Consider the following 13,784-nt stretch of genomic DNA (forward strand, 5'->3'; position numbering starts at 1 on the left):
AAGACTCCAGGCCGCGCCAGGCGGCGAATAATAAAAAGGGAAACCCGTCAGAACCACAAGCGCACGCCGACGACCCAGCGCAGTTGATTGATGTCTTCGTCTTCGTCCCGTGCGTATTGCGCGGTCTGGCCATAAGTGCGGTTCCAGCTGAGACCGACATATGGCGCAAACTCGCGGCGAACTTCGTAGCGCAAGCGCAGGCCCAGTTCACTTTCCGCCAAGCCCGAACCAACGCCGCGTTGCGGATCGTTCTGCGCATAGAAGTTGAGTTCGGCGGTCGGCTGCAGGATCAGGCGATTGGTGAGCAGAATGTCGTAGTCACCCTCAAGGCGTGCGGCGGTATGCCCCGATTCGCCGACAAACAACGTGGCTTCGGCCTCGAAGTTGTAGAGCGCCATGCCTTGTAGGCCAAAGGCCGCCCAGCTCTGGCTGGCACCGGGCTTGAAGTCCTGGCGCACGCCGCCGACCACATCCCACCACGGGCTGATTGCGTGCCCCCATAACGCTTGGGCTTCGGCACTTTCAGTGCGGCCGGCGCTGCGTTCGCCTTCACTGCGTAGCCACAACCGGTCGATGTCACCGCCGACCCAACCCTTGATGTCCCAAGTCTGCGCGTTGCCGTCGCCGCCCTGCCATTCCAACTGGTTGACCAGTAGCATGGAGTTGACGCCGCCGTCGTGCACCTGATGCCCTCCCGGCGCGTTGTAGACCGCTGCGCGGTCTGCGTCGGTCAGCGCCGGAATCGGCGTACGGCTTTGCGCCAGCGCTGGCGTCGCCGGGCTCATGCCCTGAAGTTCATCCTCGGCCGCCAACGCCCATGGGGCGAACCCCAGCGTGGCGAAAGCGATGCAAAGGGACGAGACGCAACGGTTCATGCTCGCTTCCTTATTCATGCACGCGCACCTCGCGGAACATGCCCATTTCCATGTGGTACAGCAGGTGGCAGTGATAGGCCCAGCGCCCCAAGGCATCGGCGGTGACGCGGTAACTGCGACGGGAGCCCGGTGGCATGTCGATGGTGTGTTTGCGCACCAGGAACTGGCCGTTTTCGTCCTCCAGGTCGCTCCATAAGCCATGCAGGTGAATCGGGTGGGCCATCATGGTGTCGTTGACCAGCACCACCCGCACGCGCTCGCCATAAGTCAGTTGCAAGGGCTCGGCATCGGAAAACTTCACGCCATTGAACGACCAAGCGAACTTTTCCATATGCCCGGTGAGATGCAATTCGACGGTGCGGGAGGGGTCGCGGCCATCGGGGTCTTCGAAGGTACTGCGCAGGTCGGCATAGGTGAGCACCCGGCGGCCATTGTGGCGCAGGCCGATTCCAGGGTCGTCCAGCTTGGGCACCGGGTTCATCGCCTGCATGTCTACCAGCGCGTTGTTCTGCTCGCTGGCGGGGTGTTTCTGCATGGCCATCGCGCCCATGGCACTGTGATCCATGCCTTCCATGCCCGGCATATCGGCCATGGCACCGTGGTCCATGCCGCCCATGCCCATGTCCTCCATGGTCAGCCACGGGCGCGGATCAAGCAGTGGAACTGAGGCGGTCGCTCCCATCTGCCGGGCGAGGGTGCCACGGGCATAGCCTGTGCGGTCCATGGACTGAGCAAACAGGGTGTAAGCCTCTGCCACAGGCTCGACCAGCACGTCGTAGGTTTCCGCCACGGCGATACGGAACTCGTCGACACTTACCGGCTTTACCGGCTGACCATCCGCGGCGATGACGGTCATTTTCAACCCTGGAATGCGCACATCAAAATAGGTCATCGCCGAGCCATTGATAAAACGCAGGCGAATCGTTTCCCCCGCCTTGAACACTCCGGTCCAGTTCTGTCCAGGCGGCTGGCCGTTGAGCAAGTAGGTGTAGGTCTCGCCGCTGACGTCCGCAAGGTCGGTGGGGTTCATCTTCATTTGCGCCCACATCAGCCGGTCGGCAGCCGTGGCCGACCAGCCCTGCTTGCCCACATCCCGGATAAAATCGCCCAGGGTGGGTTTGTGCAGGTTGTAGTAATCGGACTGCTTCTTGAGGGTTTTCATCAGGGCGACGGGGTCTTCGTCGGTCCAGTCCGACAGCATCACCACGTAATCGCGCTGGTAGCTATAAGGCTCGGGTTCCTTGGGATCGATAACCAGCGGACCGTACACGCCCTGCTGCTCCTGAAGCCCGGAATGGCTGTGGTACCAGTAGGTGCCGTGCTGCTTGACCTTGAACTGGTAAACGTAAAGGCCGCCCGGTTCGATGCCCTTGAAGCTCAGGCCGGGCACGCCGTCCATGGTCGATGGCAACAGGATGCCGTGCCAGTGGATCGAAGTGGGCTCGCCAAGGCGGTTTTTCACGCGCAGGGTCACGGTGTCGCCCTCCCGCCAGCGTAACAGCGGGCCGGGCAGGCTGCCGTTGACGGTCAACGCGGTGCGCGGTTGGCCTGTCAGGTTGACCGGGGTCTGGTCAATAAACAGGTCAAACTCGCTGCCGGCGAGCACCGTGGGCTGGCCGGGGCTGATCAGTGCCCACACAGGGGGGCGCCAAAGCCCGAGCCCGCCCAACAGGCCGCCTGCGGCCAGGCCTTTGACGAATGTGCGTCTGGAGGTTGTGGAGTGCATGCCGATTCAAGTCCGTGAGTTGAATGGCAGCAGATTAGGAGTCGCCGGCTGTCAGCAACCTTAGCGGCAGATTACCGATTCGACAGGTTCACCCGGCACCCTCAGGGGCGCCGGGGGCATAAGAGGATCAGGCGATCTGGGCTTTTGAGGCCACTTCCGCGAACGTTGCCGGATCAAGCGCATCCGCTTGTTCATCCAACACCTGACGCGGATGATCATTGCCCGGAATCGAACTGTCGATCAGCGCCAGCAATTGCGCCCCCAGCGCCGTCAGGATGAAGTTCTCGCCATTGCCGCCCTCTTCCTCAGGCCGCGACTCAATAAAGCCACGCTTGAACAGCAGCGCCTCGTAGTCGGCAGCGGTCTTCTTCAGCGCGTCCAGGTTGCCAGTGTCCTCGCCGGCCGTCGCCTTCTCGGCCGCTTCCTGTTCGGCGTATTTGCGCGGGGCAAAGCTGCCCTCGCCGTTCTGCACTTCATGCAGCAGACGTTCGATCAGATCCCAATTGTAAGTCGTCATCCTGATTCCTCCTGCAGGCCGATGGAGTTAGCCCGTCTTAGGGAGTGACACGTTCCGGCACGGGCCGTTCAACCAAACGGACGGGCGTCATTTCTCTGAACTTTGCAGAGGTTTGCCACCTCAACTGCACATCACTGCCAAGGAAGTCCGACCATGAAAACCTTGATGAAGCTGACTCTCGCCGCCACGCTGATAAGCGCCCTGCCCGCCTGGGGCTGCACGCCCGAGGAGGCCACGGCCAAGCGGGAGGAACTGGCCAAGGAAGTGACCAAGCTCACCGAGCAGAACCCGACCAAGGCCAAGGAGATGAATGACCAGTTACAGAAGATGGACCTGGATACCGAAAGCGCCGAGTTTCCCGACAAGTGCCAGTTGATCGATGCGCGGCTCAAGGAGCTCAGAGAAGCTGCGGGGAAGCGTTGAGCACAGCGCGACGCTGATGGCGAAAAAAAACCGGACATCGTCCGGTTTTTTTAGGCCCGCCTGCTTATTCGGCAGCCGGAGCTTCTGGCTTGCGGCGCTTGAGCGGGGCCATGCCGTCCTTGCTGACGAGCGACAGGTTGTCGGTCTTCGGCCGGTTAGCGATCTTGCGCTTGGTCGGTGACTTGGCGGCGGTTTTTTTCTTGTCGCCCTTGGCGTCGGTCTTTTTCTTCTTCACGCCAACGGCCTTGCCCGACGCCTTGACCTTCTTCGGCCCGGTGTACGTGCCTTTGACTTCCTTGATGGTGCGGCGCTCGAACGACTGCTTCAGGTAGCGTTCGATGCTCGACATCAGGTTCCAGTCGCCGTGGCAGATCAGCGAGATGGCCAGGCCATCGTTGCCGGCCCGTCCGGTACGGCCGATGCGGTGCACGTATTCGTCGCCGCTGCGGGGCATGTCGAAGTTGATCACCAGGTCCAGGCCGTCCACGTCGAGGCCGCGCGCGGCAACGTCGGTGGCCACCAGGATCTTCACGCCGCCCGCCTTGAGACGGTCGATGGCCAGCTTGCGGTCCTTCTGGTCTTTCTCGCCGTGCAGCACGAACGCCTTGTATTCCTGCGCAACCAGGCGCCCGTAGATACGGTCGGCGGCGGCACGGGTGTTGGTGAACACGATGGCCTTCTGGTAGGTCTCGTTGGCCAGCAACCAGTTCAGGATCTGTTCTTTATGCACGTTATGGTCAGCGGTAACGATCTGCTGACGCGTGGTGGCGTTCAGGTCGCTGACGTTGTTGACCTGCAAGTGCTCAGGGTTGTTCAGCACCTTGGCGACCATGTCGCGCAGGGTCGAACCACCGGTGGTGGCGGAGAACAGCATGGTCTGCTGGCGGTTGACGCACTCGCCGACCAGACGTTGCACATCATCGGCAAAGCCCATGTCGAGCATGCGGTCGGCTTCGTCGAGCACCAGCACTTCGACTTCCTTGAGATCAAGGTTGCCAGCGTTGAGTTGCTCGATCATGCGCCCTGGGGTGCCGATCAGGATGTCCGGCACCTTGCGCAGCATCGCGGCCTGGACCTTGAAGTCTTCGCCACCGGTGATGATGCCGGACTTGATGAAGGTGAACTGCGAAAAGCGTTCGACTTCCTTCAGGGTTTGCTGGGCCAGCTCGCGGGTCGGCAGCAGGATCAGGGTCTTGATGCTGACGCGCACCTTGGCCGGGCCGATCAGGCGGTTAAGTACCGGCAGGACGAAAGCGGCGGTCTTGCCGCTGCCGGTTTGCGCCGTCACCCGCAGGTCACGCCCTTGCAGCGCGAGCGGGATGGCCGCTGCTTGCACAGGCGTAGGCTCGACAAATTTAAGCTCGGCCACGGCTTTAAGCAGGCGTTCGTGCAGGGCGAATTGGGAAAACACGGGTGCTACCTCGAAGAAATACAAATATCAGCTGCATAGGTTACCGGTTTCGGGCGCCCAAACCGAGTTTCTTTACGCGAACGGGGCTAATCAGCTGCTTTTTTGTCAGCGATTTTGTCCAGAGCGTCAACTTTGTTGCACTTAAATGCTCTAATCGCCCCGTGTTGTCTTACAGAAGAATCGGTTCACGCATGGATATCAAACAGCTCTGGCTCAACGTCCAAGACCTTTGGGGCGCCCTAGATGAACACCCGGTCCTGCATTCCAGCCTCGGCTTGCTGGTGTTGCTGGTGGTGGCATTGGTGGTGGGACGGGTCGCCCGTTACCTCATCCTGCACGCGGTCAAATTGCTCGGCCGGCAGCCGGCCCTGCACTGGCTGAACGACCTGCGGCATAACAAAGTCTTCCATCGCCTGGCGCAAATGACGCCGTCGCTGGTGGTCCAGTTCGGTCTGTACCTGGTGCCGGACCTGAGCAAGACCGCCATCCTGTTCATCGGCAACGTCGCCCTGGCGATCAGCATTCTGTTCATGGTTTTGGCCATGAGTGCCCTGCTCAACGCGCTGCTGGATATCTACGCACGCACCGAACACGCACGCACCCGCTCGATCAAGGGCTATGTGCAATTGGCGAAAATGGTGCTGTTCGTGTTCGGCGCGATCATCATCGTCGCCACCCTGATCGACCGCTCGCCACTGTTGCTGCTCTCAGGCCTGGGTGCGATGTCGGCGGTGATTCTGTTGGTGTACAAGGACACCCTGCTGTCGTTCGTCGCCAGTGTGCAATTGACCAGCAACGACATGCTGCGCGTCGGTGACTGGATCGAAATGCCCCAGGTCGGGGCCGATGGCGATGTGGTGGATATCACGCTGCACACGGTGAAGGTGCAGAACCACCCGTGAGTTTTCATCGATTGACTAATCCCTGTGAATTCTTCAAAAAAATGGACAACCTTGTCTCCACGATGCTCACTAGCAAGGCCGCAAGTGCCCACCTCCTTCGTGTCATCAGCAGGCAGTGCTGATAGTCCAAAATCACGGCTATAGACCATCAATCTCCCTCCTCTATAAGTCACCAGAAATGCAATTAGGCTGGTGCGTGCTCCGAGGCTTTCCAGGTCACATCCTCGAATGTCAGTCCGTATATGGTTCCAGTCCTTCGGCTATAGAACCCTGGCCCAGTGTCCATTTTCCCAGCGGGTATGAGAGATTTGCTGTGTGAGTCAGATTTCAACCTGAGCTGTGCGAGACCTCGGAATACCCATCACTGGCCTCATTCGAAAGCGGATACGATCAGTTCGCTCTCCTTAGCGAATGATTAAGTACACGCTTAGGAACTGTTGCTTGAACATCGAAGCTTCCTGGCAGCGTGAGCGTGGGCCTAGATCGCCATTGAGCGATGCCGCTCCACTGGTAGGTCGGAGTACACCTTCACGTCTTGAGGCAGTCCCCACAGCGCCACGCCATTCTCATGATGGCTACGTTTCAAAGCCCTCCTCTCCAGCTGCCGGTTTGGCAACCGCTGCTCATAAAGCAAGGTATTTATCTTAGATAACGTCACACCCAGTTAATTCTCTTTATATTTGATATCTACCAGCTACATATACATTTACCACCCTTTCTCACCTATTAGTCATCTGTCAAAAGACCTCAACCCCCAGAGACATCAGGGCTGGAAGACAAGCGATCAAAAAAAATAAAAAAGGCAAACACAAAATTGGATTGTCAATTAATCAAATATTAATTAAAGGAGCTCAGAAAACTAACTTAGAGGATGCTTTTAGCATACTTTGAATAATGCTTGACAGTGGCCGCTCTAAAACTTTCAATCCTCTACCCGAACCCACTCTGACAGTCTAAACATGCCTGCAGCAGTCAACCGAAAACAGCGCCAGACTCCATTCAGGAAGTTCCGATTTGTAGTGCTTCCTCTCATCTCCGTATTCAAAGCAGAAAAAGCCTCCAATGATGAATTGCCTGAGGCGGCGGCTGTCATCCAAGGCAAATACGTTATCCGACCTTTCAAGAGTGATTCGGGAAAGTACGAACTGAGGAACGTCCCGGTCATTCTGAAGTCAGACGGCACAATATGGCACCACGGGTCTCTCTACATTCTTTCAAGGGCGTCGGAGTACAACCCTCCTTCTGACCAGACGCTGAGATCGTATGCAAAGGGCTTAGTCGATTACATCAATACCTTGTCCGTTGACCAAGTAGACTATCTATCAACCCCACTTAGAAAAAGCCTTCGGCCTACTTATCACTACAGAGCCGAACTCGAAGAACGGATAAACGGTAACCTACTTGCAATTTCCACGGCAAATTCGCGCATTAGTATCGTAGTAAATTTTTATCGATGGATGAAAAGTCGTTTCGATTACCATCCAACTCAAGATCTTTGGATTGAGATAAAAAAATACGTTCGCTACAACAATAGACAAGGCTTTAGCAGTGGTAGAGAAGTAATCACCACAAACCTCAATATAATGCAGTCAAAAGAGGTCAATACAGGTGAATACATTGTAGATGGTGGGAAACTATATCCATATTGTGAAGAGCAACAGCGCACACTAATTAATGTTCTTTTTGAAACACGTAACACAGAGATGGTACTTAGCTTCCTCGTTGCGCTAACTAGCGGAGCACGCTCGCTGGCAACATACACCCTGCGGACAACTGACATAGTAGATCCGGAAGCAGTAAAAGGGACAGAAGTAGCCATCAGAATAGGACAGCGCACAGCCGTTGATAACAAAAACAACAAGGCAATGAACATCTATATTCCATCATGGCTAAACCGGCTCATTTACACATATATAAATTCTGAACGCTATAAGAAAAGATCTTCTAAGGCGGGACAGCCAACAGATGGCGCACAATATGTTTTTCTCACATCTCGTGGCAATCCGTTTCACATTGCGAAAAGCGACATGAGGAGAGGACAAGACAACCCGATCCAAGATGGAAATTCTGTTCGAAAATTTATTTCCGAGACGCTTCAGCCTGCCTTAAACAAACTTGAATCATCATTCAAGTTTCGCTTTCACAACCTGAGGGCGTGTTTCGGCATGAACCTTCTCGAGGAAAAACTTAAAGGTCTACCGGTAAATTCTGTTGCTTACACACGAGCACTGGGGAAAGTCCAGCAGCGCATGGGGCATGCGGAGAGAAGCACTACTGAAAGATATCTAAACTATCTCGAAGATAAAGACCTGAAATTCCAAGCTCAAAGCATGTTCGAGCAACACTTACAGACGATATCTGAGAACCATGTATATAGTTAAGGTTAAGTCTTACCTACGTCAGGTCTCCGGCATCACTGTCGTGGACATTGATAAGCTCTCACTGCCGGAAATCGATGCAAAGATTGATGAGCTAGGAATACATAAAGTAGCTTTGGCGACTAAAGATGAAGCTGTGTTCCATGTAGGGTCACATTGCTTTCGTGACCGCTATCGTATAGCAAACACGGCATTCTATCAGTGCCAGAAATTTGACCTAGATGTTAACAAATGTAAAGCGCTTGATGGCTGGGCCAGAAACGCCGTTACGGCGGTCAAAACCGGTGCTATCAGCCAATCTACTTTCCTCTCAAATTCACGAGAACTCAATCAGTTTCTCTGCTGGAGTTACAACAATGGATACTCAGACTTATTTGACAACGTTGAGATTTATTACGAAGCCTACTCAAAATATTCAAATCACATCTACGAAATACACATGGGCGGAAAATACACATACCATACCGCCACGCTAAAACAAAGCGCTCCCTTTACCGTACTTTATTGGTTCTTTCCAGAGACGACCATTAACTTCAAGCAAGCCCTCCCAAAGGTTCCTGTTAATCGAAACTACAACCCAACACCTGTTCCACCAGAGGACGAAGTCGCTCATGGGCTAGGCCTATGCACTGAAATCTTCAAGGAATTTACGGACGCTCTGCTGAACGGATGGAAATACCCATTTAAAGTAAATTTAATGGACGATAATCTTTGGGTATTCCCTATCCAATGGTTATGCCATACGAAGCGAGCACGGCCACCTGGGTTCATCACAGAGCTTTGGCATTACAAGACAGGCACTTTAATACCGCAAACCAATGAATTTCGTATTAAGCGGTACTACCGAGCCTTGGAAACTATCGAGCATGAGAATAAAGAACCGCACGTGCTCACTGCTCACAGGCAGCGCCTCGGAAAGTGGGCGCATGATAGTTTTCTACTGATGTTCGCAGCAAACACCGGCATGAATGAACAACAGATCCGAGACCTGGAATGGCTAACAGGAGAATACGAAGTCGCCCCGAGCGTACAAGGATTCAGGACAGTGAAATGGCGAGCGGGTAGGAAGGTGCAAAGCTTCACTATCACGACCCGATTTGTGAGAGAGTTTGAGATTTTCTTGAAACTAAGAGCTTTCCTTACAAGCAATAGACCAAGCAAATCTCTATTCCTTCAAATTCCGTTTTCATCAAAAAAACAGTGGAGGCCGCTGCAGCCTGGCGCCCTAAGAAAACTGGGAGATTCCATCCGTCAAACTTTTGATGAAAATTTTCCTTATTTAAGCTACCGACAACTGCGGCTGTATAAATACAACTACCTACTAAAAGAATTTGGAGTTGCGGCTGCCAGCCAAATCATGCAGAGCAGTTTCGGCACAATCGCAAAAGCGTATTCAACTGCTGCTGATGATGCGGCCTTGAAAGAAATTAGTGCTTTTTATAATCTTCTTTCGGATGCGCACAAGAAAAATTGGCAAAGAAGAAAACAAAACAGCATTCCTTCTGGGCATTGCATTGAACCTGGAAACGCAATTCCGTTGGTTGAAATCGACCACCCCGTGGCCGAACCATCGTGCGACAACTTTATCACCTGCCTGTTTTGCGAGCACTTTGTTGCCCACGCCACGAATAATGACATCCGAAAACTGCTCAGCCTCCAATATTTTCTTAAGCAAATAAGATGTCAGTCCATTTCAGCCGAAGAATTTGAAAAACTGAACGGAGCGACCGTGCAAAAAATCAACTACATAATTGGAAAGCTGAGAGACATCTCTAAAGCGATAAGCGACTCCATAGACAAGATTGAAAAAGAGGTATTTAGCAACGAAATTCTAACCGACTACTGGGCAGCACTTCTTGATAACTTAGTACGCATTGGAGCGGTCAAATGAAATTGACTAACGCCCGTAAACACGCCAACAGTGGTGACGATGCTTATTTAAATATGGATGCATCCGAGGTCAATGACAATACGGTCATAAGTCGCGACAAGGATGGACACATCATTTCTATCGTTGCCCATAACAAATGGATTACACCTCAGCTAAGCAATCACCATCTCAAGACCTCTTCGATATGCTTCTCCAAATTCAACACAAAAAAACACACAGAACTTAAAAGCTTAGCTCAAGCAAAGAAGATCATCTGTATACAGATCCATCGTCCTTCCAAGAGAACAGGCTCCTACCCTAGCCACGACGGGGTAATGTCAAACCTTGGAGCCCTTCGCAAAGTTCATGCCTTCGCCTCTGAGAAAGGATTAACTGTCGCAGAGATCTTTGAGAACCCAATTGAGTTCGGTGAATATATCCGAGAAGTAGAATCGCTAATTGGCCTTAGAATTCTCCAAACCATGCTCAATAAAGTTGTTGAGGATTCAATATACCCGGTCTCCCCACTTGCCCTAAAACTGATAGACCAGCTCATTCGAGAGTCCAATGACGAGTCAGAGCAGCATCCAGTTATTCCAGGCCGTATTCTTTTTGAGAAAATCTCGAACTACAAGGAGCTCCTAGCAGAATACAACTCAATTGCTGACAACATTGAAGAGCTTAACAATCGGGTCGCAGCCAACCCCTACTACGGCAGGATGAAGCAGACATCAAAAAATCCTGCGCTGCCTAACGTCCCTTTTAACCAAGCTATAGATGATTGCGGCCTTAGTATAATCAGCGATAAATACAATTTTAATCAACTAGCAAACATCGGAAACTACCTCAACCGTTGCTATTATGCGGCCAAGATGCTTATACACACATTCACAGCAATGCGTGAACGAGAAGCGTACCTGTTGAAAGAGAACTGCATCGAAAAAATCTCAAATGATACTTACATAGTACATGGACTGACAATCAAACTAACGAAAGCACCTCGCCCAGCGAAATGGGTAACCTCTGCGGACGTTCTCTACCCTTACGAAGCAGCCATGAGAATCACGCAACTAATCAAGCAATACCTACCTACGCATGTCAACACCCAAGATTTACTTTTCCTGTCAGTTTCCTACTTGCCAACATCTAACTATTACAAAAACAAGTCAAAATCAAAAAACCTAACCCAAGCAAGTCTTCCCCCTTCAAAGTGGGAAGAAACCTTCCCGGCCACTTTTATTCACACTGAAGACTTCAATGAACTGGTGATGCTGGATCCACTCAGGGACTGGCAGTCCCAACCCGAATTTCAGCCGGGTGAAAATTGGCGATTAACCACTCACCAATTCAGACGCTCAATGGCCGTTTATGCCGCACAGAGTGGATTAGTATCACTCCCTTCATTGAAGAGGATGCTGCAACACACCTTAATCCAAATGTCACTTTATTACACCAAAGGGTTTGCAACAGCCAAATATCTTTTCGAAGACGTCAATCCAGAAATTGCCAAATACTTTAAAGAACAAGCGACCCCTGCGGAGGCTAGCCTTTTTTTGAAAGATGTAATTATCGAAGAAGCAACGCTTCATGGCGCAGCGGGGACTTTTTATGAACGCAATATTAAAGCGTCATTCTTGGGTAACATTGCTACTAATTTCGCTGAAACTCTAAAAAAGGTAAAGCAAGGATTACTTTCTTACAAAGAAACCATGCTGGGAGGCTGTTTAAAGGTTGGAGAGTGTCATGAGCGGGCTCATCACAACTATGTCGCCTGCCTAAATTGCAGCAATGCATGCATCAAAGAGGAGAAACTCGATCAATCCATCCTTATTCAAATCAAAGTTATTGAAAGTATTCCGAGAGGAACTTTTGCCTACAACACCGAGCAGACCAAGCTCAGCATACTGCAATTCTTTAAAGACAAAGTTTCACAGGTGATCGCATGACCTTAGATATTATCCAACAACAATACCAAGCTGCTCTTCAACGACTAATTAACAACCAACCTGCTTCGTCAGGTGTGAAAATCTGCTGCAATGGTGTGGCTAAATCAGGATTACAACGGAGCTCGCCTAGCAGTAAACCTTCCCGCCCGAAAGTACGCGCTCCAGAAAATAAAGCGCAGCATGTCCAGGTTGTTAAGGATGACGTGAACTCATGACTTCCGATGTGATTCTTCAATATGAAAGAGCACTTCAACGACTGGTTGAAAACAAGCCAAACATCCTGCCGCTGGGCAGCAAGATCACCATCAACAACGTGGCCTTGGAAGCTGGGCGCGGTAAAGGCTCCATCAGAAAAGATCGCGAGTGCTTTGATGAGCTTCGCGAAAAGACCAAGGCAGCCGCAGCCAAACAACAAAAAGAAAATAGTGCGAAACCCAACAAGGGGGCTGAAAAGCTTTTCAAAGACCTCTATCACGATAGCTTGGCCAGAGAGCTGATGCTTATCTCGCAGATCGATGAGTTGAATAAAGACCTCTCGGCATTGAGTAACGTTACCAACATCGCCACTCATAAGGAAAATAACAGCAAGGCTGCCAAGAAATGAGCGCCCGGAACAAGTCTCTCAATTTTGCGTGGCGGATTAATGGAGTCACTGGAGAGGTTGCCGGAATGCCTTTCCAGAGCCGCTTTCAACGAATTGGAGAATGACCCTAAAAAGTGATGATTGGCGAGGAAGGCGCTCCGGCTCATGACACTACTGAGGCGACCATTCGTACCTAGATCACTTCTGAGTTTGAACGTTACTAGCGGCTCCAACATACTCCTCTTACCACGTTGCAGGTTACGCTTGACGGAAGAATACGGAATGATCCCGAAGAATCGGGATCAGATTATCGTTGGTCGGGAACGGCTGAAATGCTTGGTCAGACAATGATGCCTATCGGCTTTCTGTAGTAGCCCAGTGCAATGGCCTGAGATTCGCTCTGAGCCCGCAACTCACACCGCGTGAAAAGCTATTCTTAGCTTATTTGCACACACGCAATTCAGAATCAGCAAACCTTTTTGGAACATGTCACCGGTTGTACAACTTAAACATGGTGTCAAACAACTAATCGCGCGTCTCGATTGGTACAGTCGCCCTTCGCGTCAGGGCGTTACTTCTGACCATCAAAAACTCACTTTCTTTTTGACTACGTTCCTTTTTTTTCTTTCGCTTTATTTCTTTGAAAACCCCATCGCGAATCTTATTGAACTGAAGATTTTCGCGCATCCTCAATGAAACTGCTGAAGATGGCCAACTTACCCGCTCCATATCTTCAAACAAACAACCATTATTTACCATCCCCAGCGGCCATAAGTTTTCAACATAATGGTCAACTGAACGGCACATATAAGCAAACCTATATTCCGCATATCCTAGGCAGTTCGCAATTACGTTGTAGGCAAAACTCAGCTTCATCGTACCTCCGGATGAACTCACAATTCTCATAAGCTTCCGCGCTCGATATTTAATCTGAGCAATAGTCATACCCTTTGAGGTGCCAAGATATACTAGCACATCTGCCACTCTATCCTCTCTAAGAGTGTAATCGTCCAGCGGCGCCCAACTTGAAATATTATTCGCATTCAGGAATGCCTGGAAATGCTCACCCAAGTGCGTAATCGCAGCTCTAGCACTAAGAACGCTGTCAACTTCTTGCGGAGGATAGACTGTGTAGTTCATGGTAGGGAATGCT

General features: G+C 51.7%; 11 protein-coding genes and 1 pseudogene. 7 read left to right on the top strand and 5 right to left on the bottom strand.

What is annotated here, in order from left to right; translation table 11 throughout:
• Positions 1-47 precede the first annotated feature (47 nt).
• The 3 genes from MHH62_RS16115 to MHH62_RS16125 form a co-directional block, all read right to left on the bottom strand.
• Positions 48-875 carry a copper resistance protein B gene (locus MHH62_RS16115; RefSeq protein ID WP_103452270.1) on the bottom strand — a complete coding sequence of 276 codons (828 nt, stop codon included), beginning with the start codon at positions 873-875 and terminating at the stop codon, positions 48-50.
• 10 nt (positions 876-885) lie between these two features.
• Positions 886-2,601, bottom strand: a complete 1,716-nt coding sequence (locus MHH62_RS16120; protein ID WP_014719415.1) for a copper resistance system multicopper oxidase — start codon at positions 2,599-2,601, stop codon at positions 886-888.
• Between the two features lie 127 nt (positions 2,602-2,728).
• Entirely contained in the window at positions 2,729-3,118 is a 390-nt protein-coding gene (locus MHH62_RS16125) for a hypothetical protein (RefSeq protein WP_014719416.1), read from the bottom strand.
• A 153-nt stretch (positions 3,119-3,271) separates the two neighbouring features.
• On the opposite strand from MHH62_RS16125, the gene MHH62_RS16130 reads away from it, so the two are divergent.
• Positions 3,272-3,541, top strand: a complete 270-nt coding sequence (locus tag MHH62_RS16130; RefSeq protein WP_032903111.1) for a hypothetical protein — start codon at positions 3,272-3,274, stop codon at positions 3,539-3,541.
• A 64-nt stretch (positions 3,542-3,605) separates the two neighbouring features.
• Here MHH62_RS16130 and MHH62_RS16135 read toward each other — a convergent pair whose 3' ends face one another.
• Positions 3,606-4,952, bottom strand: a complete 1,347-nt coding sequence (locus tag MHH62_RS16135) for a DEAD/DEAH box helicase (protein WP_014719418.1) — start codon at positions 4,950-4,952, stop codon at positions 3,606-3,608.
• Between the two features lie 191 nt (positions 4,953-5,143).
• On the opposite strand from MHH62_RS16135, the pseudogene MHH62_RS16140 reads away from it, so the two are divergent.
• The 6 genes and pseudogenes from MHH62_RS16140 to MHH62_RS16165 form a co-directional block, all read left to right on the top strand.
• A pseudogene (locus tag MHH62_RS16140) lies at positions 5,144-5,845 on the top strand (mechanosensitive ion channel family protein); the annotation flags it as partial.
• Positions 5,846-6,813: 968 nt separating this feature from the next.
• Positions 6,814-8,235 carry a site-specific integrase gene (locus MHH62_RS16145; protein ID WP_339231319.1) on the top strand — a complete coding sequence of 474 codons (1,422 nt, stop codon included), beginning with the start codon at positions 6,814-6,816 and terminating at the stop codon, positions 8,233-8,235.
• A gap of 40 nt (positions 8,236-8,275) precedes the next feature.
• Positions 8,276-10,123, top strand: coding sequence for an integrase (locus tag MHH62_RS16150; RefSeq protein ID WP_339231320.1), 1,848 nt, complete (start codon positions 8,276-8,278; stop codon positions 10,121-10,123).
• On the top strand, positions 10,120-12,048 hold the full coding sequence (locus tag MHH62_RS16155; protein ID WP_339231321.1) for an integrase: 1,929 nt from the start codon (positions 10,120-10,122) through the stop codon (positions 12,046-12,048). Before MHH62_RS16150 ends, MHH62_RS16155 begins: the two co-directional genes overlap by 4 nt.
• Positions 12,045-12,263, top strand: a complete 219-nt coding sequence (locus tag MHH62_RS16160) for a hypothetical protein (RefSeq protein WP_339231323.1) — start codon at positions 12,045-12,047, stop codon at positions 12,261-12,263. Before MHH62_RS16155 ends, MHH62_RS16160 begins: the two co-directional genes overlap by 4 nt.
• The gene (locus MHH62_RS16165; RefSeq protein WP_339231325.1) at positions 12,260-12,652 is read left to right on the top strand and encodes a hypothetical protein; all 393 of its coding nucleotides are present in this window, start codon (positions 12,260-12,262) and stop codon (positions 12,650-12,652) included. Before MHH62_RS16160 ends, MHH62_RS16165 begins: the two co-directional genes overlap by 4 nt.
• Before the next feature lie 504 nt (positions 12,653-13,156).
• On the opposite strand, the gene MHH62_RS16170 is transcribed toward MHH62_RS16165, so the two are convergent.
• On the bottom strand, positions 13,157-13,771 hold the full coding sequence (locus tag MHH62_RS16170; RefSeq protein WP_339231327.1) for a hypothetical protein: 615 nt from the start codon (positions 13,769-13,771) through the stop codon (positions 13,157-13,159).
• Positions 13,772-13,784: the final 13 nt, after the last annotated feature.

Source organism: Pseudomonas sp. FSL L8-0168 (assembly GCF_037976155.1).
Taxonomy (GTDB): Bacteria; Pseudomonadota; Gammaproteobacteria; order Pseudomonadales; family Pseudomonadaceae; genus Aquipseudomonas; species Aquipseudomonas paracarnis.

Excerpts from the sequence above, each read along its gene's own strand:
- MHH62_RS16130 (WP_032903111.1), top strand. The coding sequence starts at position 3,272 with ATGAAAACCTTGATGAAGCTGACTCTCGCCGCCACGCTGATAAGCGCC.
- MHH62_RS16125 (WP_014719416.1), bottom strand. The coding sequence starts at position 3,118 with ATGACGACTTACAATTGGGATCTGATCGAACGTCTGCTGCATGAAGTG.
- MHH62_RS16120 (WP_014719415.1), bottom strand. The coding sequence starts at position 2,601 with ATGCACTCCACAACCTCCAGACGCACATTCGTCAAAGGCCTGGCCGCA.
- MHH62_RS16155 (WP_339231321.1), top strand. The coding sequence starts at position 10,120 with ATGAAATTGACTAACGCCCGTAAACACGCCAACAGTGGTGACGATGCT.
- MHH62_RS16115 (WP_103452270.1), bottom strand. The coding sequence starts at position 875 with ATGAACCGTTGCGTCTCGTCCCTTTGCATCGCTTTCGCCACGCTGGGG.
- MHH62_RS16170 (WP_339231327.1), bottom strand. The coding sequence starts at position 13,771 with ATGAACTACACAGTCTATCCTCCGCAAGAAGTTGACAGCGTTCTTAGT.
- MHH62_RS16165 (WP_339231325.1), top strand. The coding sequence starts at position 12,260 with ATGACTTCCGATGTGATTCTTCAATATGAAAGAGCACTTCAACGACTG.
- MHH62_RS16160 (WP_339231323.1), top strand. The coding sequence starts at position 12,045 with ATGACCTTAGATATTATCCAACAACAATACCAAGCTGCTCTTCAACGA.
- MHH62_RS16145 (WP_339231319.1), top strand. The coding sequence starts at position 6,814 with ATGCCTGCAGCAGTCAACCGAAAACAGCGCCAGACTCCATTCAGGAAG.